We start from the raw sequence: 24,380 nt of genomic DNA, 5'->3' as shown, positions 1-24,380 counted from the left end.
GACCCCCAGGTACTGACGTCTGTAACTGGGGGTCTCGACAAGAAGTGGGGGTGTCGGCGGAGAGCTCAGGCGCGCAGCGCCTGGAGCAGCGTCTTCACGAGGCCGAGCACGCCGCCGCGGGCACGGAAGCGCGTGAGGCCCTCGCTCACCTGCGCGGCGGTGCGAGCGGACACGAACCACGGCGGGGTCGGCAGGATCGTGAAGCGGCCGCCGCCGTTCAGGACGGGGAGTGACCGCGGGAACGGGCGGAACGGACCGCGCACGATCGAGCGCTCCACGCCGTCGAGCAGCAACGCGTTGTGCACCACGCCGATGCCGCTGCCCACGTCGTCGAGGGTGTTGCCGGGGAACGCGCCCCAGGTCAGGGTCGGGGTGATGAACCCGAACGCCGTCCAGCCGTTGATCGCGATGGAGCCGTAGTGCAGCTCGGCGATGGCCCGCTCGAAGCCGGTGCCGAGCGCCTTCTCCGTGACGGGGTCGATGATCAGGTTGCCGCCGAGCGTGCCCTGCAGCTTCTCGTTGGCGTGCTCGACCGCGGCATCCAGGAACTGCTGCCCGGTGCCCGGCAGCTCCACCACGCCCAGCACGGGCGCGAAGTACTCGGTGCTCTCCAGGGCCGTGGCGTCCTGCCCGTCGCCGATCTCGACCAGCAGGCGATCGGCCAGCACGAGGGCGTCGGGGTAGTCGTCGCTCGCCTGCTGCATGCGCACGGGGGATCCGGGGTACCAGATCGGGCGCTCGGGGGCGCCGGCGTAGGCGCGGCGCAGCGCGGCGCGGAACTGCTCGGCCTGCGGCCAGTCGGACGACATGATCACGACCTGCCCGGCGATGCAGTTGTGCCCGCAGTTCTGCAGCCGCATGGTGGCGATGTGCTCGGCCTGATAGGCGAGGTCGGCGTCGGTCCACTCGCCGGGGACGACGATGATCGGCGAGACACCGCCGAGTTCGGCGGTGATCGGCTTCTTCAGCTGCGGCCGGTTCTCACGCCGGCGGCGCTTGCCCGTGGCTCCCGAGCCCCAGACGATCGCGTCGAAGGTCGCGGCCGAGCCGGTGATGTGCACGTGCACCAGGTCGCGGTGACCGGTGAGGTAGGCGCCCACGGCGGGGCCGCCGCGCACGATGCGCAGGAAGCCGGGCTCGATCAGAGGTGCGAGAGCCCGCTCGTACACGGGGATCAGGGCGTCCTGCGTGGGGTTGACCTTGAGCAGTGCGACCCGGTTGTGCGCGAGCAGCTCGTACATCACGTCGAGCACGGGGATCGAGGTGATGTTGCCTGCGCCGAGCACCAGCCCCACGCCGCCCGACGTCGAGGGCGTCAGCTGCGCGAGACCCGCGGACTCACGTGCGGTGTTCGGCGTGATGCCCGGCTGCAGCCACACCTCGCCGGTGAAGCCCGACAGCAGGAAGCGGTCGATGCCCGTGAGCGGGAACGCGTCGACCTTCGTGCGTCCGCCGGGTGCGCGACCGATGCGCACGCCGTCCAGCGCGCTGCGCCCCTCGGAGAGCTTGGTGAGGGTGTCGGCGTAGGCGTCGATCGCGCCCAGTACCGAGTACGGTCCGCTCAGCCACTCCTCGCCGCGCAGCGGATGCCCGGGGCGCAGCCCCTTGGAGTCGGCGGCGGTGTCCGCCCAGTCCTCGATCGTGGCGGCCACGCTCGTGCGCAGCGCACGCAGCAGCGTCACGCGCTGCGCGACGGTGACGCTCGACCAGGTGCGCGAGCCCTGCTGCAGCAGGGCGATGTCGGCGTCGAGGGCCGCGCGGGTGGCGTCGTCGAGTTCCGGGGAAGCGGATGCTGCGCCCCGGCGGGCGGCATCCTTCGTCGCCGTGGTCACGGCCGCATCCTGAGTCATCGTCGTCTCCTTCGGGATGGAACCCAGCCTATGAGTTCGTGGGACCGGGTTCCACCCTCGGATGCGGATGCGGATGCGGATGCGGATGCGGATGCGGGAACGTCAGATCAGGGAGAGCTCGCGCAGCTTGGCCTCGACGTCGGCGTTCGACGGCTCCACGTGGTGGCTGGCATCGGGGTAGACCACCACGGGGATGTTCGTGCGGCCGGAGATCTCCTTGGCCACATCGGCGGCGGCCGGGTCGGCGACGAGGTCGATGTAGGTGTACTCGATGCCGAGCTCGTCGAGCTGCTTCTTGGTGCGACGGCAGTCGCCGCACCAGGCGGCGCCGAACATGGTGATGGTCTCGGATGCGGGAGCGGTCATACATCCAGGGTAAGGCCGGGGAACCGGGCGGGCGCCGGGAGCGCCCGCCCGGCGCTCAGAGCACCTTGGACAGGAAGTCCTGCGTGCGGGGCTCCTTGGGGCTGTCGAAGATGTCCGCCGGCGGACCGGACTCGACGACCTTGCCGTCGGCCATGAACACGACGCGGTCGGCGACCTCGCGGGCGAAGCCCATCTCGTGGGTGACCAGCACCATCGTCATGCCGGATGCGGCGAGGTCGCGGATCACCTGCAGCACTTCGCCGACCATCTCGGGGTCCAGGGCGCTGGTGGCCTCGTCGAACAGCATGATGCCGGGGCTCATCGCCAACGCGCGGGCGATGGCCACGCGCTGCTTCTGGCCGCCGGAGAGGGACGCCGGCCTGGCATCCGCCTTCTCGGCCAGTCCCACGCGCGTGAGCAGTTCGATGCCGCGCTTGCGCGCCTCCGCCTTGCTGAGCATCTTCAGCTCGACGGGCGCCAGCGCCACGTTCTCGAGGGCGGTCATGTGCGGGAACAGGTTGAAGTGCTGGAACACCATGCCGACGCGCTGACGCACGGCATCCAGACTCTTCCCCTTCGCGGTGGCGATGTTCTCGCCGAGGATCAGCACCTCGCCGCTGGTGACCTCCTCCAGCCGGTTCAGGCAGCGCAGCAGCGTGGACTTGCCGGACCCGGAGGGACCGATCACCGCGACGACCTCGCCGTTGGCGACGGTCAGGTCGATACCGGTGAGCACCTCGTTCTTGCCGAAGGACTTGTGCAGGTCGCGCACCTCGATCGGGTTGCCCGAAGCGGTGGTGACGGGACGTGTGAACGTCTGCTCGTTGTTCGTCATGGTCATCCCCTACTTGTTGAACTTCCGGTCGACCCAGTTCGAGAGAACGGTCAGCAGCCAGATCACGATGAAGTACATCGCACCGACGATGATCCAGATCTCGAACGAGCGGAACGTGGACGCGATCACGATGCGGCCCTGGTACGTCAGCTCGGCGAAGCCCAGCACCGAGAGCAGCGAGGTGTCCTTCAGCGTGATGATGAACTGGTTGATGAGGTTGGGCGTCATGATCTTGAACGCCTGCGGCATCACCACGCGGCGCATCGACGCGCCCCAGCCGAGACCCAGCGAGCGCGAGGCCTCCATCTGACCGGGGTCGACCGACTGCACGCCACCTCGGACGATCTCGGTGATGTACGCACCCGCGTTCAGCGACAGCGTGATCACGCCCGCGGTGAGGGCGTCCAGCGGCTGGCCGGTCACGGCCGGCACGCCGAAGTAGAAGAAGAACGCCTGCACCAGCACCGGGGTGCCGCGGAAGATGTTCACGTAGGCGCTGGCGAGGAAGCGCAGGAACGGGTTCGTCGACAGCTTCAGGATGCCGAACAGGATGCCCAGCACCATGGCGAACAGGATCGACAGCGCCGTGGCCAGCAGCGTGAGCAGCAGACCCTGCGACAGCGGGCCGATCGAGGTCTTCAGCAGCGCCAGGAACGAGTTGTCCGACGTCGCGCCCTCGTCGTCGATCGCGAGGTAGCGGTCCACGATCTGCTGATAGACGCCGGTGTCCTTGGCGTTCTGCAGGCCGTCGTTGAACATCTTCAGCAGTTCGGCGTTCTCGCCCTTGAGCACGGCGAAGCCGTAGTCGGCTCCCGGCTCGGGATCGGTCACGATCTTCAGCGGCACGTTGCCGGAGGCGATGCCGAACTGCAGCACCGGTGCGTCCTCGAACGTCGCCGCCGAGTTCCCCGTGGCGACGTCGTTGTACATGTCGGCGGAGTCCTGGAAGGCGTTGACCTTGAAGCCGATCTTCTTGCCGAGCTCCTTGGCGAAGTCGTAGCCGACGGTGCCCGTCTTGACCGCGACGGTCTGGTCCTTGAGGTCCTTGTAGGAGGTGATGTCGCTGTCCTTGGCGACGGCCATCTGCACGCCCGACTGGAAGTACGGGTTCGAGAAGTCGAAGACCTGCTTGCGCTCGTCGGTGATGCTCATGCCGGCGATCACGCCGTCGGCCTGGCCGGCGGTGACGGCGGCGAGGGCGGCGTCGAAGCCCAGCGGCTTGATGTCGACCTTGAATCCCTGGTTCGCGGCGATCGCGCGCATCAGGTCCATGTCGATGCCGACGTTCTTGCCGTCCAGCCGGTAGATGAACGGGGCGAACGTGGTGTCGGTGGCGATGGTGAACTCGCCGTGGGTCTGCGCGGTGTCGGTCGCGAAGGCCGGGTTCTTCGGCAGCTCGCCCGGCTTGCCCGGGTCGAGCTTGTCGTTGCCGAGTGCGGCCTTGCCCTCGCCGATCGCTGCCGCCTTCGGGGCGTTCTCGCCGAGGTAGTCATCGAGGATCTTCTGGTAGGTGCCGTCGGCGATCAGGTTCTTCAGGCCCTCGTTGAACGCCTTGCGGAGCGCCTCGTTGGCGCCCTTCTTGACGCCCATGCCGTAGCTGGACGCCTTCTCCTGCGGCGTCACCGTCTTCAGGTCGACGTTGCCGGTGGCGATGCCGTAGGCCAGGATCGGGTAGTCGTCGAACACGGCGGCGGAATTGCCGGTGGTGACGTCGTTGTAGGCGTCGGCGGCGTCCTGGAACCCGGTCACGGTGAAGCCGTACTGCTTGCCCAGGTTCTCGGCGAAGGTGTAGCCCTCGGTGCCGGTCTTCGCGGAGACGGTCTTGCCCTTGAGGTCCTCGTAGCCCTTGATGGTCTCGTCGCTCTTGGCCACCGCCATCTGGATGCCGGAGTCGAAGTACGGGTTCGAGAAGTCGAAGGTCTTCTGGCGCTCCTTGGTGATGGACATGCCCGCCATCACGGCATCCGCCTGGCCCGCCGTCACCGCGGCGAGTGCGCCGTCGAAGCCGAGCACGTCGACCTTGACGTCGAAGCCCTGGTCCTCGGCGACGGCCTTGATCAGGTCGATGTCGATGCCGCGCAGCTCGCCGTCGCGCTGGAACTCGAACGGCGCCCAGGTGGTGTCCGTCGCGATCGTGAAGGTCTTGCCCTTGACGCCGTCGTCGGCGGAGGCGGGCTTGGTCGCGGCGTTGGCGATGCCGACCGCACCGCCCACCGTGAACAGCAGGATGAGCAGCGTGGTGAGGCTCGCCAGTAGCGGCAGGCGATTCTCACGCCACCAGTTCGCAGGGTGTCTGAGCAGAGTCATGGAGTCCTCTTCGTCGTGCCGTCTTCGGCATCGTGCGTGTTTCCGGCCCGTGCCACCTTACCCGCCCGCGGAATCCCGGCCCGGTTCTCTGACGTGCCGCCGGCACGGTGGGGTCGCCGGCGCGGATTCGCCGCACAGCGAAAGATGGCACGATTGAACCGCGTCGCATCACTCCGGGGAGGTCTGCCGATGAGCGCCTCCGTCACGGTCCCAGCCGTCACCGTCATCGTCCCGACGTACAACGAACGCGACAACGTCGCCGAGCTCGTCGCCCGCACCGCCGCCGCGCTGGAGGGCTTCGACGCCGAGATCCTCTTCGTCGACGACAGCTCCGACGGCACCGTGGATGAGATCGGGCGGGTCGCGGCATCCGCTCCGATTCCGGTCCGCGGCATCCACCGCGAGCACAACACCGGGGGACTCGGCGGCGCCGTGGTGCTCGGGCTGTCCGAGGCCGCGCACGACGTCTGCATCGTCATGGACGGCGATCTGCAGCATCCGCCCGAGCTCCTGCCCGCCCTGCTGGCCCGGTTCGGAACCGGGGATGCCGATGTCGTCGCCGCCTCGCGCTACATCGGCGGTGGCGACACCGCGGGACTCGGCACATCGGTGCGACTGGGGGTCTCGAAGGCCGCGACCGCGGTGACCAAGGCGATGTTCCTGCGTCGGCTGTGGCGCAGCACCGACCCGATGACGGGCTTCTTCCTGGTCGACCGCTCGCGGCTCGACGTGGGCACGCTGCGCCCCGAGGGCTTCAAGATCCTGCTGGAGATCCTCGTGCGCGGGGGCTCGGCCGGGGCGCTGCGGATCGCCGAGGTGCCGATGGAGTTCGGCGCGCGACGGCACGGCACCTCGAAGGCGAGCCTGCGGCAGGGGGCCATGTTCCTGGCGCACCTGGCCCGGCTGCGGTTCGGCAAGATGGGCCTGTTCGCCATGATCGGCGGCATCGGTGCGGTCGCCAACGTCGGCATCATGTGGGCGCTCACGCACCTCGGCATGGACTACGTGCTCGCGGCGGTGATCGGCGCGGTCGTGACCATCGCCGGCAACTTCGTGCTGCAGGAGCTGTTCGTCTTCCGCGACGAGCGCGCGGATGCCTCCCGGCTGTGGGTGCGCTTCGCGGCATCCGCGTCGTTCAACGGCGTCGAAGCGGCGCTGCGCATCCCCGTGATGGCGCTGATGGTGGAGTCCTGGCACATCTCGGCGGTGGTCGCCACTGCGATCTCGCTCGTCGTGGCGTTCTTCGCGCGATTCCTGTTCCATGCGCTGGTCGTCTACGCACCGCGGAGGCGCCGGGCGGATGCCGCGGAGGAGCCGCCCGTCGACACCGCGGCCATCCGCGTGCTGAAGGCCATCGACGCGGAGGCCATGCGCCCGGGCGAGCTGTGACCCCCGGCGTGCTGCGTGCGCGCCCCGTCGCATTATCCTGGGCCGGTGACCGACTACGCGACTGGGGCCAGATTCCGACTGGGGCGGATGCTGCCGCGAGACCCGCACGAGCCGCACCGCGTCGCGAGCTCGCTCGAGCTCTTCTTCGACCTGGTCTTCGTGATCTCGGTGAGCACCGCCTCCAGTGAGCTCCATCACGCACTGTCCGAAGGGCACGCGGCGACCGGGATCACCTCCTACCTGATGATCTTCTTCGCGATCTGGTGGGCGTGGATGAACTTCACCTGGTTCGCGACGTCGTTCGATGTCGACGACTGGCTGTATCGCGTCGTCACGATCGTGCAGATGGCCGGGGTGCTCGTGATGGCCGCAGGCATCGCTCCGGTCTTCGACGCGCACGAGCCCGATTTCACGATCGTCGTGGTGGCGTACGTCGTGATGCGGGTCGCCATGATCGTGCAGTGGCTGCGGGCGTCCCGCACGAACCCCGCGCTGCGTCGTACCGCTCTGGGCTACGCCATCGGGATCGGCGCCGTGCAGGTGCTGTGGGTGGGGTTCCTCTTCATCTCGAACAGCATCCAGCTGCCGGTGTTCATCGTGCTGATGCTCGTCGAGATCTCCGTGCCGATCATCGCCGAGCGGCAGGGGTCGACGCCCTGGCATCCGCACCACATCACCGAGCGGTACAGCCTGTTCACGCTGATCGTGCTGGGTGAGAGCCTGTTGGCGTCGGCCACCGCGATCATCGGCGCGCGGGAGGAGGTCGAGTCCATCGGCCCGCTGATCTGGATCGCGGCGGTGACTCTGATCTCGGCAGCGGCGATGTGGTGGATCTACTTCTGGCCGCCCCACCACCGTGCGATCTCCACGTTCCGCAGCTCTCTCATCTACGGCTACGCGCACTACTTCGTGTTCGCCGCCGCCGCGGCCTTCTCCGCCGGGGTGGAGGTGCAGATCGATGAGCTCACCGGGCACACCGAGCTGGGCTTCGTCCCCGCCTCCTTCACGACCAGCGTGCCGATCGCGGTGTTCCTGCTCGGCATCTGGATCGTCGCGATCCGCGACAACGCCGACCGCGTGGTGAACACGGTGGTGCCGGTCGGCGCGGTGCTGGTGCTGCTCGACGCGGTGCTTCCCGTGCCGGTCACCCTCACCGCGGTGATCCTGGTCGCCATCGTGGTGGTGCTCGTGCTGCGTCCGCCGGTCCGCAAGGAGCAGAGCGCCCACTGACGCTGCGAGTGCTGCGGTGTTCCCGCGGCACCCCACGGGCATCGTGGGTGCGTTCGGCTGTTGACATGACGCCGACGGCCCATTACTGTCGTCTGCAGTTATTGATCGTCTGATCAATACGTCGAGGAGGACAGCATGGGATGGCGGATGCCGCACGAGGGCGACCCGCACGAGCGCACCTGGATGGCCTTCCCTCGCGCCGGCACCACGCTGGGCGCGGGGGATGAGCACCGGGAGAGCGGCTACCGGGCGTGGGCCGACACCGCGCTCGCCGTCGCCGAGTTCGAGCCCGTCACCCTGCTCGTCGATCCGACGGAGACCGACCGCGCTCGCCGCATGCTCGGAGCGGCAGTCGACATCGTCGAGGCGCCCGTCGATGAGTTCTGGCTGCGCGACTCCGGCCCCACTTTCGTCGTCGATGACGAGCGACCCGACGTGCTCGGCGCCGTCGACTGGATCTTCAACGGCTGGGGCGCACCGGCCTGGGCGGAATGGCAGAAGGCGGCTGAGCATGCGCGGATCGTCGCCGATCACGTCGGCGCCGAGATCGTCTCCAGCCTCCTGGTGAACGAGGGCGGCGGCATCCACGTCGACGGCGAGGGGACCGTGCTCGCCACCGAGACCGTGCAGCTCGACCCCCGTCGCAACCCGCTCGCCGACAGGGCGCGCGTCGAGGCCGAGCTCGCCCGCACGATCGGCGCGCAGAAGGTCGTCTGGCTGCCGCGCGGGCTCACCGCCGACTACGAGGAGTTCGGCACCAACGGGCACGTCGACATCGTCGCGACCATTCCCTCGCCCGGGCTGCTGCTGGTGCACTCCCAGCAGGATGCCGGGCATCCCGACCATGCCGTGACCCGGGAGCTGCGCGCGCACCTCGCGGGGCAGACCGATGCCGCCGGCCGCTCGTTCGACATCGTCGACCTGCCCGCGCCGGCAGCGCTGCGCGCGGACGACGAGTTCGTCGACTACAGCTACGTGAACCACCTCGTCGTCAACGGCGGCGTCATCGCGTGCGGCTTCGGCGAACCCGAGGCGGATGCCAGGGCGCGGAGCATCCTCGAGGATGCCTATCCCGGCCGACGCGTCGTCACCGTCGACGCCCGCCCGATCTTCGCGCGGGGCGGCGGCATCCACTGCATCACCCAGCAGCAGCCCCTGCTGCCCTCCGCCGGGGGTGCCGCATGATCGACGTCGTCGAGGCATCCATCGCTGAGCTCCGCACCGCGCTCGAGGCCGGTGCCACCACCGCTGTCGCGCTCGTCGACGCGTACCTCGCTCGCATCGACGCGTTCGACGCGCCGGGCACCGAGACCGCCCTGAACGCGGTCGTCGTGCGAAACCCCGCCGCGCGAGCCGAGGCGGCGGCGTCGGACGCCCGCCGCGCCGCCGGAGAGACGCGGGGACCTCTGGACGGCATCCCGTACACGGCCAAGGACAGCTACCTGGTGGCCGGTCTCACCGCGGCATCCGGATCCCCGGCGTTCGCCGACCTCGTCGCCCAGCGCGACGCGTTCACGATCGAGCGACTGCGCGCGGCCGGTGCGATCTGCCTCGGCCTCACGAACATGCCGCCGATGGCCAACGGCGGAATGCAGCGCGGCGTGTACGGCCGCGCGGAGAGCCCGTACAGCACCGACTGGCTGACCAGCGCGTTCGGCTCGGGCTCGTCCAACGGCTCGGGCACGGCGACCGCGGCCAGCTTCTGCGCCTTCGGCCTGGGCGAGGAGACCTGGTCCAGCGGTCGCGCCCCCGCGTCGAACAACGCGTTGTGCGCCTACACCCCCTCACGCGGTGTGATCTCTGTGCGCGGCAATTGGCCGCTCGTCCCCACGATGGACGTCGTGGTTCCGCACACCCGCACCATGGCGGACCTGCTCGAGGTGCTCGACATCGTGGTGGCCGACGACGCCGACGTGCGCGGCGACTTCTGGCGCGGGCAGCCGTGGGTGACCGTCCCTTCCGCGTCCGAGGTGCGGCCGCCGTCGTACGTCGCGCTGGCGCCGTCCGGGGCGGAGGAGGCGCACCGCACGCTCGCGGGGTGCCGGTTCGGCGTGCCGCGGATGTACATCAACGCCGACCCGGATGCCGGGACCGGCACCACGATCGGCGGACCCACGGGCAGCCGCATCGAGACCAGGGCATCCGTCATCGCCCTGTGGGAGCAGGCCCGCCGCGACCTCCAGGCCGCCGGCGCCGAGGTGGTCGAGGTCGACTTCCCGCTGGTGACGAACTACGAGGGCGACCGCGCGGGAGCCCCCACGCTGAAGACACGAGGCCTGATCAGCGAGCGGTTCCTGCGCTCGGAGATCGAGGACCTCTCCGCCTGGGCATGGGACGACTTCCTGCGGGCGAACGGAGACCCCGCACTCGACCGCCTCGAGCTCGTCGACGGGGCCCGGATCTTCCCGCAGCCCGAGGGCGCCCTGCCCGATCGGTACACCGGCTTCGACGACGACATCGCCGAGTACCCGCGGTTCGGGCGCGACAGGCCGCACACGGCGTTCACCGACATCCCGCATCTGGAGGAGGGCGTGCGCGGGCTCGAGGAGACCCGGCGGATCGACCTCGAGGAGTGGATGGACGGTCTCGGTCTCGACGCCGTGGTTTTCCCCGCGGTCGCCGACGTCGGGCCCGCCGACATGGACGTGAACCCGGCATCGGCCGACGCCGGCTGGCGCAACGGGGTCTGGGTCGCGAACGGCAATCTCGCGATCCGGCACCTGGGCGTGCCGACGGTCACCGTGCCGATGGGCACGATGGCCGACATCGGGATGCCGGTCGGGCTGACCTTCGCGGGCCGAGGATGGGACGACACCCTCCTGCTCCGCCTCGCCGCCGCCTTCGAGGCGACCGGTGCGCGGCGCACGCCGCCGCCGCGCACGCCCGCTCTTCCCGGGGAGGAGCTCTCATGACCTCGCCGTTCCCGCGCCCCGACCAGCGGCTGCAGATCGTCGTCGACGCCGCGGACCCGTTCGAGCGCGGCGCCGACCGGGGGCGGCAGCTGCGCGACACGCTGCCCGGCACGATCGACGCCTACGACCGGCTGTTCCGTCTCGGCGGCATCGACGAGCGCACGGTGCGCGACGATGCCGAGCGGCTGCTCGATGCGATCGGTGCTCACCGTCCGGCGCTGCGCACGCAGATCGAGGGCATCGCGTCCGGGGCGGATGCCGAGCTGTGGCGCGTGGCCGCGCTGAACGGGCGCACCGAGATCCTGTCCCGCAGCGTCGCCGTCCCGCCGGGGGAGTGCTCGACCATCGTGCGCTCCGTCCGCGATGCGGAAGGGCGTGCGCACGCCCTCGGTGTGCAGACCTGGGACTGGCACATGGAGATCGCGCCGTACTGGCACACCGTCGTCGCCCGCGGCGGTGCCCACGACTATGCGGGACTGACCGAATGCGGCATCCTCGGCAAGATCGGCGTGAACAGCGCCGGCGTCGCCCTGCACTTCAACATCCTCGGGCACCGGTCCGACCGGCCCGAGGGCGTCCCGATGCACGTGCTCGCGGCGCTCGTGCTCGAGGAGGCGACCAGCGTCGCGCACGCCGTCGATCTGGTCCGCACGGCGCCCGTGACGAGCTCCGGATCCTTCGCGCTGTTCGACGCGGACGGTGACGCCGCGCTGCTCGACATCAGCCCCGAGGGCGTGTTCGAGGCCCCCGCGGTCACGGCGGGCACCTGGCTGCGCACGAACCACTTCCTCACCGCCGAGCCCGCAGCCGAGGAGAAGACCTGGCTGTACCAGCCCGACTCCGGTGAGCGCTGGGACTTCCTCCGGGAGCGTCTGGCCCGGGGTCCGGCACGCGCGGACGCCGAGCAGCTGCGCGCCGCTCTCATCACCGGCGAAGGCGAACCGCCCGTGACCTGCGTGCCCGACCTCGGCCTGCCGATGGGGCAGCGCTGGGCGAGCCTGGCGACCGTCGTGCTCGACCCGGCCGCGCGCCGCGCCGACATCCTCGACGGCACCCCCGCCGAGAACACCACCCGACCGCACATCGAACTCACCGTCTGAGAACCCAGAGTCTGATCGAAGAGGATCCGCCATGACCGAGAACACCACCGTGTACGTGAACGCCGTCGTCTTCGACGGTCTGGCGGATGCCCCGCTGCAGTCGGCCTTCGCAGTGCGCGGCGACCGCATCCTGGCCGTCGGCGCGGAGGACGAGGTGCGGGCCGCGGCCGGCCCGGACGCCGCGGTCGTCGACCTGGACGGGGCGTTCGCGATGCCCGGGGTGATCGAGGCGCACGCGCACCTGGCGATGTTCGGCCACGCGCAGGGCAAGGTGCAGCTGCGCGACTGCACCTCGGTCGAACAGATCCAGCAGCGGCTGCGGGAGGCGCGCGAGGCGAATCCGGATGCGGAGATCATCGACGGCGTGAGCTGGCTGTTCGACGCGCTGCCCGACGGCGTCACGCAGCCGACGGCCGCGATGATCGACGCGGTGATCGACGACATCCCGGTGTTCCTCGACGCGAACGATCTGCACAGCACCTGGGTGAACACGGCCGCGCTGCGGGCGGCGGGCATCGATCGCGACACCGCCGACCCGATCGGCGGCGAGGTCGTGCGCGACGAGAACGGCGACGCCACCGGCTTCCTGCTCGAGACCGCGGCCATGGATCTGCTCGCCGACCATCTCGACGGCATCCGCACCGAGGAGGAGGTCGACGGGCACCTCGACCTCGCGTTCGACGCGTACCTGGCGGCCGGCGTCACCGGCGCCGCCGACATGGGCATGACCGAGCAGTCCATGGCGGCCCTGCGGCGCCGGCTCGACCGCGACGGGCGGCTGCCGTTCCCCGTGACCGCGCACTGGTGGCTGAGCTCCACCGGCGACCCGGCGGCCGACCTCGCCCAGGTGGAGCGCGCCGTGCAGCTGCGCGATGAGCTGGCGGCGACCGGAACGCCCTGGCTGAAGGTCGTCGGCGTGAAGTTCATCCTCGACGGGGTGATCGACGCCTGCACCGCCGCCATGGTGCGCCCCTACGCGGACGGATCGAACGCCGACCCGATCTGGAGCCGAGAGGCCGCGACGCCGGTCGCGATCGCCGCCGACCGCGCCGGCCTGCAGCTCGCGATGCACGCGATCGGCGATGCCGCGAGTGCGCTCGCCGTGGATCTCGTCGAGGCCTGCGAGAACGCGAACGGCGTCGGCACCGGACGACGGCCCCGCATCGAGCACCTGGAATCGGTCGCTCCCGAGACGGTCGCCCGGATGCGGGAGCACGGCGTCGCCGCGTCGATGCAGCCGGTGCACTGCGACCCCGCCATCCTGGACAACTGGATGGCGGTGCTGGGCGATCAGCGCGCCGAGGACGGCTTCCCGTGGAACTGGTTCCGCGATGTCGACGTCCCCGTCGCGCTGGGCACCGACGCCCCCACCGCACCCCACGAGGCTCTGCACAACCTGTTCATCGCGATGTCAGGGCGATCGTCCATCGACAGCGCACTGCCCCCGTACCACCCGGAGCGGGCGTTCACCGCCGCGCAGGCTCTCGCCGCCGCCACCTCCGGTGCGGCGTACGTCGGCGCGATCGACGACGCCTACGGGCGGATCGCGCCCGGATTCCACGCGAACGTCGCCGTGCTCGACATCGATCCGCTGTCCGCCCCCACCGAAGACCTGCTCACCGGCGCTGTGCTCCTCACCCTGGTGCACGGCGAGGCCGCCTACCGGCGACCGTGACCCGAACGCCCCTGAAACCCCAACGCCCCTGAAACCCGAACGCCCCTGCAGCGACGCAGGCGGCGACCGTCCCGGAAGGACCGCAATGTCCGAAGCATCCGCTGTTCCCGTCCGCCTCGCCGCAGAGGCGCACCCCGCCGGAACCGAGTTCGTCGACGCGGCGAACACCCCCGAGACCCGCGGCATCGAGATCATCGACGATTCCGAGCGCCACGGCCGGGCGCGGGACCTGTTCTTCGTCTGGTCGGCGCCCGGCGTCAGCGTGCTGAACATCACCGTCGGAGCGTCGATGACGCTCGTGCTGGGGCTGGAGATCTGGCAGGCGCTGCTGGTGGTCCTGGTCTCGAGCGTGCTCGCCGTCCTGCCCGGCATCGTCGCGATCTCGGGCCCTGCCGCCGGCACGTCCGGTTCCGTGGTTCAGCGTGCGATCTACGGCATCCACGGCAACAAGATCGTCATCGCGTTCTACGGCTGGTTCATCTCCGGGGTGTTCCTGGCGCTGAACTGGGTGGCCGCCTCGTTCATCGGCGGCGAACTGCTCAAGCGCTGGGGCTTCCCCGATCCGATCCTCGCCCCGATCCTGGTCGCCGTCGTGGTCTCGGCGATCACCGTGATCGTCGCCGTGTACGGCCACGCACTGATCCTGAAGGCCTACATGGGCATCTCGATCGGCCTGTTCGTGATCTTCGCGCTCGTGATCGGCTTCATCGCGCCGACGCTGGACTGGGGCTTCGCGCAGCCCGCGCCGCTCGAAGGGATGCCGCTGTGGGTGAGCATCACGATCGCGTTCGCCCTCATGGCGTCGTCGCCACTGTCGTTCAGCAACAGCGCCGACATGGCCCGCTACCTGCCGCGTGACACGAAGGCATCCGGCATCATCGGCGCCACCGCACTGGGACAGCTGTTCCCGGCGGTGCTGATCACCGCGTTCGGCGTCGTGCTGGGCGGCACGGTCGGGCCGGAGAGCCTCGCGAACGGCATCGAGTACTCACTGCTCGAGAGCCTGCCGGCCTGGCTGGCGCCGCTGTTCGTGCTCGGTGTGCTGGTGAACTGCATCTCGCTGAACGGCATGACGACCTACACGGCGAGCATGGCGCTGCAGTCGATCGGCGTGCCGATCCGCCGCATCCCTTCCGCGGTCCTGATCGGCGCGCTCGGCTGCGCGTTCACGATCGTGCTGGTGCTGGCATCCGATCTGATCAGCGCCGTCAACCTCATGCTGCAGTTCCTCCTGATCATCTCGGTGCCGACCATGGGCGTCTACGTGGCCGACATCGTGCTGCGCCGCAACCGCTATGACGGCCTCGAGCTGTTCGATGAGCGGCCGGGTGCCCCGTTCTGGTACCGCGGCGGCTTCGGGATGGCCGGGGTCGTGGCCGTGGTGGTCGGCGGCGTCGCCACCGCGCTGTTCCTGTCCACCACGGTGTGGGTCGGTCCGCTGGGCGCCGCGCTGGGCGGGCTGGATCTGTCGGTCCCCGTGGGGCTGATCGTCTCCGTGGGGCTGTACGCGCTGCTCGCCCGCCGGACGATCCGCGCGCAGATCGCCTGATCGCGCGGGATGCCCCTCGACCCGCGGCTGCGGCGGGTTGTCAACCCCCTTCAGAACGCGCGCCGACGCCGTCACCGTGGGTGCAGTGGCGACGACCCGACGCCACCTGAACGAAGGGAACCGTCATGACCATCGGTACCGGAATCGTCCTGTTCGTGATCGGAGCGATCCTCGCCTTCGCCTTGAACGTGCAGGTCCCGTGGGCGGATCTCCACATGATCGGTTACATCCTGATGGGCGCGGGTGTCGTCGCGTTCCTCGTCGGCATCGTGCTGATGGCACGCCGTCGGCGCACGGACGTCATCACGCGCACGGACGGAACAGTCGACGGCGGCAACGTCTCGCGTCGGTCGGTGCGTGAGCCCGGCGGCGACGAGGTGTTCTGACCGGAACAAAGACGGCCGGGGCGTACGACCCGGCCGTCTTTCCGTGCGCGAGACCGGAGTCCTCGGATGTCAGGCGGGAGCCGCCGCCGCGAGGACCGCTGCGGGCTCGGGCTCCTCGGCGGTGACGAGAGCCTCCAGCGCATCGGTGCGGCTGCGGAATCGCGAGGGCAGCGTGACGTGCCGGAACCAGCGCACCTCCACGTGACCGTCCTCCTCGATGATGCAGGCCACGAGGTGGTGCGGGTCGCTGGCGGGGAAGCGCGTGTCGATGATCATCCAGTCATCGGGGGAGACCTGGTGCAGCATGAAATCTTCCGACATCGCATCCTCCTGAGCGTCTGGTCCCCCGACTCTGCTCAGTGTGCGCCACGGATGCTGTGAACCAGCGGGGATTGACGGCGATCGGAGGCGTCTGGTAGCCGGATTCGACGCCGGTCAGGGGACGATGACGAGCTTTCCGCGCACGTGGTGCGTCTGGCTGGCGCGGAAGGCATCCGCGACGCCCTCGAGCGGGAAGGTCTTCGCGATCTCCACCTTCAGCACTCCCTCCGCCGCCATGGCCGCGAGCCGCGCCGTCTGCTCGCCGTCCGGGCGCACCCAGATGTTCCGTCCGCCCTGCTGCGCGACGGACGGGTCGGCGATCGACACGTGCACGCCGTCGTCGGCGAGCACGGCGAGGGTCACGTCCAGCATCCCGCCGGCGAAGTCGGCGACCGCGTCGACAGGACCGCCGTTCAGGGCGAGGACCCGCTCCGCGAGCCCCTCGCCGTAGGTGACGGGGTGCGCGCCGAGGCTGCGCAGGTAGTCGTGGTTGGCCTCGGATGCCGTGGCGATCACCCGTGCGCCGCGGGCGTGCGCGATCTGCACGGCGAAGCTGCCGACACCGCCGGAGCCGCCGTGGATGAGCACGGTGCGCGCGTGCAGCTCGCCCAGCGCGTCCACCGCACGCAGAGCGGTGCCGCCGGCGAGGGGGAGTGCTCCGGCCTGCTCCCAGCTGAGGGCCGCGGGCTTGTGCGCGACGGCCCGCACGGGCACGTCGACGCGCTCGGCGAACGTGCCGCCTCCCACCGTGTCGGTGCGCGCGTAGGCCATCACCTCGTCCCCGACCTGGAACTCGGGAGTGTCGAGCCCCACAGCCACGACCACGCCCGCGACATCCCAACCGGGGATCACGGGGAACTGCGTGGGCATGAGGGCGTCCAGCCCGCCGGCCATGAGCTTCCAGTCCACCGGGTTCACGCCCGCTGCCCGCACCTCGATGATGACGGATGCCGGAGACAGCTTCGGCTCGGGGACCTCACGCACTTCGAGGGTGTCGAGATCCTGGCTGAAACGGGGATAGACGACGGCGCGCATGCTGACCTCCTGAGGGTGTGTCCGCCCTCCACTCTCGCACGCGTGCCCACTCACCGGGCCGAAGTTCCGGGATGAGGAACGGTGCCCTGCTACAGCCCCTGCCCGGCATCCCACAGTCGCTCGGTGCGGCCGGCGAGCAGCGCATCCAGCGAGATCGCCTGCGCGTCCGTGAGCGAGGCGACGTAGTCGATGATGCCGCGGCCGCGCGCGAGCGCGTCGAGATCAGCATCCGTGCGCGACTCGACCAGTTCCGGCGCATCCTTCCGCAGCCGCCGGTAGTCGTCGGTGGACAGGTCGACCAGGTCGATCAGCCGTCGCGGGGCGCGGCGGGCGTCGCGCGGATCGTCGAGCCAGGCGGTGAAGCCGTCGACGAGGCGCTCCAGCACGCTGGCCTGACCGCGCTGGTAGACGGTGAGGTCGGGGCGCTCCAGGATGAACCGCTCGTGCAGGAACTTCAGCACCGCGACCTCGTGCCAGGCCTGCCGGTTCAGGGAGACGTGGCCGGAGCGGATGTGCGGATGCCGGTGCACCTCCACCGAGGACTGCAGCCGCGCGATCCAGCCGCTGGTGAACCTCGCCAGGGTGCGCTCGCTCGCCAGGGAGCCGTCGAACGGCTCGGCGACCAGCCCGTCGATGACCTCTGCCTTGACCTTCGCGACCGCCTCGCTGAAGGCGTCGGGGTCGGCGATCCAGGCGTCCTTCTCCTTCAGCCGTCGCCAGAGGAGTTCCAGCGAGGAGCCCGGCATGCGGGAGTCGGCGGCCAGCGCCGCGACGTCGGATGCCCGCAGCGTCGCGAGCTCGCGGTGCCAGGTGCGGAACTCGGCCGCCAGCGTCGCGGGGTTGAGCAGACCCGCACGGTAGAAGTCGTCGAGGTCGTGCAGCGAGTAGGCGATGTCGTCGGAGATGTCCATGATCGAGCACTCGACGGTCTGCTGCCCCGGTTCGATCAGCGGGTACGCAGAGAGGGCGCCGCGGGCATCCTGCTCGTCGATCGCGTAGAAGTTGAACTTGCTCGCGCCGCCCCGCCGTGCTCCGCCCCCGCCGCGCCGCCACGGATACTTCAGCACGGCGGCGCGCACGGCCGCCGTGAGGTTGAGGCCGACACCGGGGCGGTCGTGCTCGTCCAGGCGGGTGAGGATCCGGTAGGTCTGCGCGTTCCCCTCGAAGCCCTCCTGCAGCCCGAAGCGGGTGCGTGCCAGGCGGTCGAGCGCCTGCTCGCCGAGGTGCCCGAACGGCGGATGCCCGAGGTCGTGCGCCGCCGAAGCCGCCTGCACGACGACCGGGTGGGCGCCGCCGAGCTCATCGACGATGCGGCCGCGGTCGTCGGAGCGCGTGGAGAGGTGGGTCGCGATCGCTCGGGCGACGGCGGCGACCTTGATGGAGTGCGTCAGGCGGTTGTGCACGGCGAGCCCGGCGCCGGCCTGCGAGATCACCTGCGTCACGGCGGAGAGCCGCGAGTAGTACGGCGAGAAGCGGATGCGCTCCACGTCCACCCGGAAGTCGGGATGCCCCTCGGCCTGCTGGAACTCGTCGAGCGTCTCGGGCAGGCGTCGCGTCCGGCGCGGGTCATCCGTCATCCGCCCAGTGTGGCACGCGGCGGGGTTCGTCCGATCGTCCGGTGACGTACTCCCGGGGGAGTACGCGCGGGGAGGCCCGGAGGCGGATGCCGCGCGCGGGGTGCGAGAACTAGCATCGGAGGATGCCGGATCCGCAGCGCTTCGCCGACCAGGGCGCCGATCCCCTGGACGGCGCGGGCTGGGGTCCTCCCGCGCGTGTGGGACGGCGCCTGCGTCTGGTCGCGCCGGTGGTGCTGAGTCTGCTGATCCAGGTGCCGGCGGCGGTGTGGATCACCCTGCGCACCGCGCCGCACGTGCCGCACTGGCCGGTCGTGCTGCACATCTCGCTCGCCGTCGCGGGACCCCTGGCGCTCCTGGCGCTGCGCCGGCTTCCCGGCCCCACGATCGCAGTCGTGTCGGGGTTCGCGCTGCTCGACGTGCTCACCACCCCGGTCGGCGGCCCGCCGTACATCGCGCTGGCGTTCGCCGTGATCGGTGCGGTGGCCCGGGGCGCGATCGTGTGGGCGGCGATCTCGGTCGGGGTCGGCTGGGCATCCGCGATCCTGATCGGCACCCTGATCGACCGCACCTGGTTCCCGGGCGTGGTCGTCGCGGCGACGGTCGCGCTCGCCGCGTGCTTCGCGATCGGGACGGGGCTGCGCTCCCGTGGAGCGAGGCGCGCGGCCATGCACCTCGAGATCCAGCACCGCCGCCGCAGTGCCGAGGAGCGGGAGCGGGTGCGCATCGCCCGCGAGCTGCACGACGTGCTGGGTCACGCCCTCTCGCAGATGAACGTGCAGGCGGGCGTGGGGCTGCACCTGTTCGATCGCGATCCGGAGCAGGCGCGCGCCGCGCTGCAGAACGTGAAGGACACGTCCAAGCTCGCGCTCGAGGAGGTGCGCGGCGTGCTCGGCGTGCTGCGTGACGGCGAAGTGCCCCTCGTGCCGCAGGCCGAGCTCGCCGAGCTGCCCAGGCTGATCGCCGGCGTCGCCGCGCCGGGCCTGGAGGTCGCGCTCGACGACCGCCTGGAAGGGCAGGCCCCGGGTCGCGCCGCGCAGTTCGCCGCCTACCGGATCGTGCAGGAGGCGCTCACCAACGTCGTCCGGCACGCGGATGCCGCGCATGCACGGGTCGTGCTGGAGCGGCGAGAGGCGTCGCTGATCGTCACGGTCAGCGATGACGGCGCCGGGTTCGGCGGTGTCGATCCGGCGACCGCCGGCCACGGCGGTGTGCTCGGGATGCGTGAGCGCGCCGAGCTGCTGGGCGGAGGCATCCGCTTCTCCGACCGACCCGGCGGCGGTGCCGAGGTCGTGGCCGAACTGCCCTGGGGGAGGACGTCATGATCCGCGTCGCGCTGGCCGACGATCAGCTGCTCGTGCGCGCCGGATTCCGTGCGCTGCTGGACGCCGAGGACGACATCGAGGTCGTTGCCGAGGCGGCCGGCGGCCGCGAACTGCTCGAGCGCATCCGCTCGGCCCCTGCCGACGTGGTGCTGATGGACATCCGGATGCCCGACGGCGACGGCCTGTGGGCGACGGAGCAGATCGCCGAGGACCCGGCGCTGCAGGACGTGCACGTGGTGATCGTGACGACGTTCGAGCTGGACGAGTACGTCGCCCGCGCCGTGCGCGCCGGCGCCGCGGGGTTCCTGGTGAAGGACACCGAGCCCGCCGACCTGGTGCGGGCCGTGCGGGCGGTCGCCGAGGGCGACGCGCTGCTCTCTCCCGGGGTGACGAGGCGGCTGCTGGACCGGCTCGCCGTCGGCCTGAGGGAGGCGCCGGATGCTGGGCAGCTGGACGTGCTCACCGAGCGCGAGCGCGAGGTGCTGCGGCTGGTGGGCCTCGGGCTCAGCAACGACGAGATCGCGGCACAGCTCTTCCTCAGTCCGCTCACCGCGAAGACGCATGTCTCCCGCATCCTGTCCAAGCTGCAGGCGCGCGACCGGGTGCACCTGGTCGTTATCGCGTACGAGACCGGTCTGGTCGCGCCCGGCTGGCGGTAGCGCCTGCTGCTGCGGGTACTCCCGCGGGAGCATCCGGAGTCACTCCCCGGGGCGGATTCGCTGGGCGACCGATCGGACGACGCTGGAGTCATCGGTCGAGACACGGCCGATGGAAGGAAGGGCATCATGCTCGCAGCAACCGCGGCCGTCGCCGCCCACGCCGGATGGGGCGTCGCCCCGTTCTGGCCGTTCTTCTTCATCGGCCCGGTGATGTTCCTCATCATCGTGGCCCTGCTCATCACCCTCATCGTGCGCCGCCGGCGGTCCTGGGGCGGGCCCTGGCAGGCGGCTCCCGGTGGAGGTGCGCCCTGGGCGCACGGCGCGCAGAGCCGCAGCGCCGAGCAGATCCTCGCCGACCGGTTCGCCAGGGGCGACGTCGACGAGACCGAGTACCGTGCGCGACTGGAGGTGCTGCGCGCCAACCGTCCGGAGGCCTGAGGGCCGCCGGGTGGCGGCTGACACTTCCGTCCCGGTGTGAGATCCGCGCTTCCGCAGGCCGTCTCATGCCGGGGCGGATGTCTCGTTCCGGGGCGCACGGTCTGTCCTCGCGGCACGAGATCGGAACCCATTCCGGCGCGAAGTGTGCGAGGGTGGGGACATCCCCACATGTCGGATTTCAAACCGCACCTCTTGGCAACGGGTTTCCGTGGAGAAGACCAGAGGACGCATGATGGGCAAGTTCATCTACGAGAGCGCACACAAGGTGGAGATCGAGGATCGCGCACTGCTGCACATGCAGCTCGTGATCACCGCCAAGCTTCGTCGCAGCGAGCCGTTCCCCTTCTCCTGGCGCGAGGACGTCAGTGTCGGCGGCGGCCGGACCACGGTCTGGATGCATGCGAACAGCGCCCTCGTGTTCAAGTACTACGGCAGCCGTCAGCCGAGCGTGAACCGCGCATGGGTGGATGCCCTCGCGTTCACCGCGAATTCGCCGGGCGGGCTGTATCTCACGCCGGAACCTGCGTCGACGGGGTCGACCCTGCGGGAGACCGTGGACGCGCTCGCCTAGGCATCCTGCGCCTAGCCGACCTGCTCACCGGGTTCGATGCCGGCGCGGACGGCGATCACATCCCGCGCAGTCGTTCAAGGGAGATGAGCCCCTCGATCATGGGTCCCGCCGTCACGAGGTACATCAGGGCGAGGAAGACCGCGTAGGTCAGGCTGAATCCGATGCAGGCGGCGAGATTGCCGCGCTCGCCGAAGTGCGCGCGCAGTTTGCGCATGAACTGGGCGGGGTGGCGCACGTCCCAGCTGTTGAACCGCGGGTAGCGGCCCAGGTACATGCCCAGTCCGAGCATCACGAGGATGACCGCGACGGCGATGAGCGGCGCGGGCGCGAGGAAGGCCGTGGCGTAGTCGCCGTACACGGTGAGGGTGAAGATGTAGTGGGCGAGGAACACGTTGAGCACGGTGTTGAGAACGCCCGACATGGCGAGGGTGATCACCAGGATGATGTCGTACCAGAGCGGTACGTCCTCGTCCTCGCGACGGTGCGACTGGTTCAGTTCAGTGATGAGGTAGCTCGCGTTGGGCAGCAGGAGCAGCCAGATGATCCCGGTCAGGATCAGGGCGATGTAGCCGGCCGGACGCAGGATGCCGAGCAGGAGCACGCCTCCGATGCCGCCGACGAGCAGCACGATGATCGGCACCACGGACAGCCAGATGTTCCAGAGCATCGGCCGGTACAGCCGCGTACGGTACACCAGCGCGCGGAACACGATGAGCCCGATCGCGTAGATGTTGAGCAGCAGGGCGCCGATGAAGACGAACATGATGTCGATTGTGGCGGATGGGTGGTGCCGACGCTGAATGGGCCAGGGCAAAGCAAAACCCTCGCGATGTAGAAGCTACGCGAGGGTTTCTGGGCTGATTGTAATGATCAGCCTTGTGGCTCCGACCGGCATCGATCCGGTGACCTTTCGATTTTCAGTCGAACGCTCTACCAACTGAGCTACAGAGCCGAGCGGCACATCTTGTCTGCCGCTTCTTAGACGAAGAGCCTCCTCGAAAGAAGGCTCAACGCTAGGAGCGACCCTGACGGGACTTGAACCCGCGACCTCCGCCGTGACAGGGCGGCACGCTAACCAACTGCGCTACAGGGCCATAACTTTTCAATTGTATCGGAAGAGTGACCCCAACGGGATTCGAACCCGTGCTACCGCCGTGAAAGGGCGGCGTCCTAGGCCGCTAAACGATGGGGCCGCAGGTGAACCCTGGGGGTTTCCCTTGCCGACGCTCAAGCATAAGCGAAGCTTCGGTCAAAAACGAAATCGAGGGCGCGTCTTCTTCCATCCCGGGCGTTTCGGGAGGACGATGGGAGTGTCTCCTGTGCCCGCAGGAGTCCGGATCGCCGGTCCCGAAGCCATATCCGTCGCACCCTCTTCTGTTGCAGATGTGACGAATGTTGTTACTGTGGCACTTGTGAAACCGGCGGAAGGGGCCGCGTGAACGAGCAGGTCAAGGCGGATGCTGCCGCATCCGAGGAATGCGGGTGTGCTCCCACGCCCGCCGAGCGGCGCGCCTTCTGGCCCTCCGCGCAGGTGACCCGTCGTGGCGCCATCACTGTCGGCGCACTCAGCGCCATCGCTCTCACCGCTTTCGGCGTCACCGCCGGGACGAACGCCGCGCACGCGGAGCCCGGATATCCCAGCTGGGATGACGTGCAGCGCGCCAAAGCGAACGAGGCCGCCAAGGGCGCCGAGGTCACCCGCATCGAGGGCCTGATCCAGACTCTCACCCAGCAGGCCGCCGCTGCAGAGCAGGCCGCTCGGGTCGCCGGTGACGAGTACTACGCGGCCCAGCAGGCTTACTTCGAAGCGGCCGACCGTGCCGACTCGCTGCAGTCGCAGGCCGACGAGCAGGCGAAGATCGCCGACGAGAGCTCGCGCAAGGCCGCTCAGGTGGCGACGCAGCTCTATCGCACCGGTGGCGACCAGGCCGCCCTCGAGCTGTTCCTCTCCAAGTCCTCCAACGGCGCCGACGACCTGCTCTCGCGGCTGGGCAGCATGGACAAGCTGCTGGAGTACAACCGCACCGTCGCCGACACGGCCGCTGCCGCGCGCGACTCCGCCCAGCACCTGAGTGACCAGGCCAAGAGCGCACGCGACGAGCGCGACCGACTGCAGAAGGTCGCCCAGGACAAGATGGTCAAGGCGCAGGCGGCATCCGACGCCGCCCAGGCCGCCCTGGACGAGAAGCAGAACAACCTGCAGACCCTGCAGGCCCAGCTCGCCGCGCTCAAGGACACCACCACTGCGACGGTCGCCGGCTATCAGAAGGGCGAGGCCGTTCGCAAGGCCCGCGAGGCCGCTGAGGCCGAGGCTCGGCGCAAGGCCGCCGAGGAGGCCGCGAAGAACCACAACAACGGTGGAGGCGGAGGCGGAGGCGGTGGTGGGGGAACCGGCGGCTCGGGCTCCGGCGCCTGGCGTCGCCCGTCCGGCGGCCGCATCACCTCCTACTACGGCCGCCGCAACGTCCAGTGCACCAGCGGCTACTGCTCCTCCCGCGAGCACGGCGGTATCGACATCGCCAACGGCTGCGGTGCCCCGATCTACGCCGCGCACTCCGGCACGGTCGACTTCGCCGGCTACAACGGCGGCTACGGCAACTACACCCGCATCAACCACGGCGGCGGCGTCGGCACCGGCTACGGGCACCAGTCGCAGTTCGCCGTCCGTCGCGGCCAGTACGTCAACGCCGGCCAGGTCATCGGCTACGCGGGCAACACGGGCAACTCGTTCGGATGCCACCTGCACTTCGAGGTGTACGTCAACGGATCGCGGGTCGATCCGTACCCGTTCATGACCGCACGCGGCGCTCTCTGAGCATCCGCTCGACCCGCTGATACGACGAGACCCCCGGTGCGAA

Annotated in this window: 21 protein-coding genes and 3 tRNA genes; 13 read left to right on the top strand and 11 right to left on the bottom strand. The window is 69.9% G+C overall.

Translation table 11 applies throughout. The features are described 5' to 3' along the window. Positions 1-65: 65 nt before the first annotated feature. The 4 genes from MIAR_RS11290 to MIAR_RS11275 form a co-directional block, all read right to left on the bottom strand. Positions 66-1,850 carry an aldehyde dehydrogenase family protein gene (locus MIAR_RS11290; RefSeq protein ID WP_285635547.1) on the bottom strand — a complete coding sequence of 595 codons (1,785 nt, stop codon included), beginning with the start codon at positions 1,848-1,850 and terminating at the stop codon, positions 66-68. A 102-nt stretch (positions 1,851-1,952) separates the two neighbouring features. Further along, the gene (locus MIAR_RS11285) at positions 1,953-2,216 is read right to left on the bottom strand and encodes a glutaredoxin family protein (protein ID WP_285635544.1); all 264 of its coding nucleotides are present in this window, start codon (positions 2,214-2,216) and stop codon (positions 1,953-1,955) included. Positions 2,217-2,271: 55 nt separating this feature from the next. Further along, a complete protein-coding gene (locus MIAR_RS11280) occupies positions 2,272-3,051 on the bottom strand; it encodes an amino acid ABC transporter ATP-binding protein (protein ID WP_285635541.1) in 780 nt (259 codons plus the stop codon). A 9-nt stretch (positions 3,052-3,060) separates the two neighbouring features. Beyond that, positions 3,061-5,358, bottom strand: coding sequence for an ABC transporter substrate-binding protein/permease (locus MIAR_RS11275; protein WP_285635539.1), 2,298 nt, complete (start codon positions 5,356-5,358; stop codon positions 3,061-3,063). 189 nt (positions 5,359-5,547) lie between these two features. Here MIAR_RS11275 and MIAR_RS11270 point away from each other — a divergent pair, with 189 nt between their 5' ends. From MIAR_RS11270 to MIAR_RS11235, 8 genes are all read left to right on the top strand, one after another. Beyond that, positions 5,548-6,747: a glycosyltransferase gene (locus tag MIAR_RS11270; protein ID WP_285635536.1), complete on the top strand. Its 1,200-nt coding sequence runs from the start codon at positions 5,548-5,550 to the stop codon at positions 6,745-6,747. A gap of 87 nt (positions 6,748-6,834) precedes the next feature. After that, on the top strand, positions 6,835-7,977 hold the full coding sequence (locus tag MIAR_RS11265) for a low temperature requirement protein A (RefSeq protein ID WP_425561592.1): 1,143 nt from the start codon (positions 6,835-6,837) through the stop codon (positions 7,975-7,977). Positions 7,978-8,112: 135 nt separating this feature from the next. Further along, a complete protein-coding gene (locus MIAR_RS11260; RefSeq protein WP_285635531.1) occupies positions 8,113-9,162 on the top strand; it encodes an agmatine deiminase family protein in 1,050 nt (349 codons plus the stop codon). Then, the gene (locus tag MIAR_RS11255; protein WP_285635529.1) at positions 9,159-10,889 is read left to right on the top strand and encodes an amidase; all 1,731 of its coding nucleotides are present in this window, start codon (positions 9,159-9,161) and stop codon (positions 10,887-10,889) included. Before MIAR_RS11260 ends, MIAR_RS11255 begins: the two co-directional genes overlap by 4 nt. Continuing rightward, positions 10,886-11,989, top strand: a complete 1,104-nt coding sequence (locus MIAR_RS11250; protein ID WP_285635527.1) for a C45 family autoproteolytic acyltransferase/hydrolase — start codon at positions 10,886-10,888, stop codon at positions 11,987-11,989. The genes MIAR_RS11255 and MIAR_RS11250 overlap by 4 nt, the downstream gene beginning before the upstream one ends. A 31-nt stretch (positions 11,990-12,020) precedes the next feature. Next, positions 12,021-13,664 (top strand): amidohydrolase, encoded by a 1,644-nt coding sequence (locus tag MIAR_RS11245; protein ID WP_285635525.1) that lies wholly within the window; start codon positions 12,021-12,023, stop codon positions 13,662-13,664. An 85-nt stretch (positions 13,665-13,749) separates the two neighbouring features. Continuing rightward, the gene (locus tag MIAR_RS11240) at positions 13,750-15,213 is read left to right on the top strand and encodes a purine-cytosine permease family protein (RefSeq protein ID WP_285635523.1); all 1,464 of its coding nucleotides are present in this window, start codon (positions 13,750-13,752) and stop codon (positions 15,211-15,213) included. A gap of 125 nt (positions 15,214-15,338) precedes the next feature. Further along, positions 15,339-15,599 (top strand): DUF6458 family protein, encoded by a 261-nt coding sequence (locus tag MIAR_RS11235; RefSeq protein ID WP_285635520.1) that lies wholly within the window; start codon positions 15,339-15,341, stop codon positions 15,597-15,599. 69 nt (positions 15,600-15,668) lie between these two features. Here MIAR_RS11235 and MIAR_RS11230 read toward each other — a convergent pair whose 3' ends face one another. The 3 genes from MIAR_RS11230 to MIAR_RS11220 form a co-directional block, all read right to left on the bottom strand. Then, positions 15,669-15,920, bottom strand: a complete 252-nt coding sequence (locus MIAR_RS11230) for a hypothetical protein (protein ID WP_285635517.1) — start codon at positions 15,918-15,920, stop codon at positions 15,669-15,671. Positions 15,921-16,034: 114 nt separating this feature from the next. Then, positions 16,035-16,955, bottom strand: coding sequence for an NADP-dependent oxidoreductase (locus MIAR_RS11225; RefSeq protein WP_285635514.1), 921 nt, complete (start codon positions 16,953-16,955; stop codon positions 16,035-16,037). Between the two features lie 89 nt (positions 16,956-17,044). Next, positions 17,045-18,532, bottom strand: coding sequence for a deoxyguanosinetriphosphate triphosphohydrolase family protein (locus tag MIAR_RS11220; RefSeq protein ID WP_285635512.1), 1,488 nt, complete (start codon positions 18,530-18,532; stop codon positions 17,045-17,047). A 122-nt stretch (positions 18,533-18,654) separates the two neighbouring features. Between MIAR_RS11220 and MIAR_RS11215 the strand changes: the two genes are divergently transcribed. The 4 genes from MIAR_RS11215 (at position 18,655) to MIAR_RS11200 (ending at position 21,522) form a co-directional block, all read left to right on the top strand. Continuing rightward, positions 18,655-19,854, top strand: a complete 1,200-nt coding sequence (locus tag MIAR_RS11215; protein ID WP_285635509.1) for a sensor histidine kinase — start codon at positions 18,655-18,657, stop codon at positions 19,852-19,854. Continuing rightward, a complete protein-coding gene (locus tag MIAR_RS11210) occupies positions 19,851-20,513 on the top strand; it encodes a response regulator transcription factor (RefSeq protein ID WP_285635506.1) in 663 nt (220 codons plus the stop codon). The genes MIAR_RS11215 and MIAR_RS11210 overlap by 4 nt, the downstream gene beginning before the upstream one ends. A gap of 126 nt (positions 20,514-20,639) precedes the next feature. Then, the gene (locus MIAR_RS11205; protein WP_285635503.1) at positions 20,640-20,951 is read left to right on the top strand and encodes an SHOCT domain-containing protein; all 312 of its coding nucleotides are present in this window, start codon (positions 20,640-20,642) and stop codon (positions 20,949-20,951) included. Positions 20,952-21,183: 232 nt separating this feature from the next. Beyond that, on the top strand, positions 21,184-21,522 hold the full coding sequence (locus tag MIAR_RS11200) for a DUF7882 family protein (protein ID WP_285635777.1): 339 nt from the start codon (positions 21,184-21,186) through the stop codon (positions 21,520-21,522). Positions 21,523-21,577: 55 nt separating this feature from the next. Here MIAR_RS11200 and MIAR_RS11195 read toward each other — a convergent pair whose 3' ends face one another. The 4 genes from MIAR_RS11195 to MIAR_RS11180 form a co-directional block, all read right to left on the bottom strand. After that, positions 21,578-22,285 carry a DUF1361 domain-containing protein gene (locus MIAR_RS11195; RefSeq protein WP_285635501.1) on the bottom strand — a complete coding sequence of 236 codons (708 nt, stop codon included), beginning with the start codon at positions 22,283-22,285 and terminating at the stop codon, positions 21,578-21,580. A gap of 116 nt (positions 22,286-22,401) precedes the next feature. Further along, positions 22,402-22,474: transfer RNA gene (locus MIAR_RS11190), tRNA-Phe, on the bottom strand. 68 nt (positions 22,475-22,542) lie between these two features. Further along, a tRNA-Asp gene (locus tag MIAR_RS11185) sits at positions 22,543-22,616 on the bottom strand. A 26-nt stretch (positions 22,617-22,642) separates the two neighbouring features. Further along, positions 22,643-22,715, bottom strand: a tRNA-Glu gene (locus MIAR_RS11180). Positions 22,716-22,957: 242 nt separating this feature from the next. Between MIAR_RS11180 and MIAR_RS11175 the strand changes: the two genes are divergently transcribed. Beyond that, a complete protein-coding gene (locus MIAR_RS11175) occupies positions 22,958-24,337 on the top strand; it encodes a peptidoglycan DD-metalloendopeptidase family protein (RefSeq protein WP_285635498.1) in 1,380 nt (459 codons plus the stop codon). Positions 24,338-24,380 lie beyond the last annotated feature (43 nt).

This window comes from Microbacterium arabinogalactanolyticum (assembly GCF_030268005.1).
Classification (GTDB): Bacteria; Actinomycetota; Actinomycetes; order Actinomycetales; family Microbacteriaceae; genus Microbacterium; species Microbacterium arabinogalactanolyticum.
Note: the sequence above shows the minus strand (reverse complement) of the source record. Positions and strands in the feature narration are given on the sequence as shown.

Coding starts and splice junctions, on each gene's coding strand:
- MIAR_RS11290 (WP_285635547.1), bottom strand. CDS start 1,850: ATGACTCAGGATGCGGCCGTGACCACGGCGACGAAGGATGCCGCCCGC.
- MIAR_RS11285 (WP_285635544.1), bottom strand. CDS start 2,216: ATGACCGCTCCCGCATCCGAGACCATCACCATGTTCGGCGCCGCCTGG.
- MIAR_RS11280 (WP_285635541.1), bottom strand. CDS start 3,051: ATGACGAACAACGAGCAGACGTTCACACGTCCCGTCACCACCGCTTCG.
- MIAR_RS11275 (WP_285635539.1), bottom strand. CDS start 5,358: ATGACTCTGCTCAGACACCCTGCGAACTGGTGGCGTGAGAATCGCCTG.
- MIAR_RS11270 (WP_285635536.1), top strand. CDS start 5,548: ATGAGCGCCTCCGTCACGGTCCCAGCCGTCACCGTCATCGTCCCGACG.
- MIAR_RS11265 (WP_425561592.1), top strand. CDS start 6,835: ATGCTGCCGCGAGACCCGCACGAGCCGCACCGCGTCGCGAGCTCGCTC.
- MIAR_RS11260 (WP_285635531.1), top strand. CDS start 8,113: ATGGGATGGCGGATGCCGCACGAGGGCGACCCGCACGAGCGCACCTGG.
- MIAR_RS11255 (WP_285635529.1), top strand. CDS start 9,159: ATGATCGACGTCGTCGAGGCATCCATCGCTGAGCTCCGCACCGCGCTC.
- MIAR_RS11250 (WP_285635527.1), top strand. CDS start 10,886: ATGACCTCGCCGTTCCCGCGCCCCGACCAGCGGCTGCAGATCGTCGTC.
- MIAR_RS11245 (WP_285635525.1), top strand. CDS start 12,021: ATGACCGAGAACACCACCGTGTACGTGAACGCCGTCGTCTTCGACGGT.
- MIAR_RS11240 (WP_285635523.1), top strand. CDS start 13,750: ATGTCCGAAGCATCCGCTGTTCCCGTCCGCCTCGCCGCAGAGGCGCAC.
- MIAR_RS11235 (WP_285635520.1), top strand. CDS start 15,339: ATGACCATCGGTACCGGAATCGTCCTGTTCGTGATCGGAGCGATCCTC.
- MIAR_RS11230 (WP_285635517.1), bottom strand. CDS start 15,920: ATGTCGGAAGATTTCATGCTGCACCAGGTCTCCCCCGATGACTGGATG.
- MIAR_RS11225 (WP_285635514.1), bottom strand. CDS start 16,955: ATGCGCGCCGTCGTCTATCCCCGTTTCAGCCAGGATCTCGACACCCTC.
- MIAR_RS11220 (WP_285635512.1), bottom strand. CDS start 18,532: ATGACGGATGACCCGCGCCGGACGCGACGCCTGCCCGAGACGCTCGAC.
- MIAR_RS11215 (WP_285635509.1), top strand. CDS start 18,655: ATGCCGGATCCGCAGCGCTTCGCCGACCAGGGCGCCGATCCCCTGGAC.
- MIAR_RS11210 (WP_285635506.1), top strand. CDS start 19,851: ATGATCCGCGTCGCGCTGGCCGACGATCAGCTGCTCGTGCGCGCCGGA.
- MIAR_RS11205 (WP_285635503.1), top strand. CDS start 20,640: ATGCTCGCAGCAACCGCGGCCGTCGCCGCCCACGCCGGATGGGGCGTC.
- MIAR_RS11200 (WP_285635777.1), top strand. CDS start 21,184: ATGGGCAAGTTCATCTACGAGAGCGCACACAAGGTGGAGATCGAGGAT.
- MIAR_RS11195 (WP_285635501.1), bottom strand. CDS start 22,285: ATGTTCGTCTTCATCGGCGCCCTGCTGCTCAACATCTACGCGATCGGG.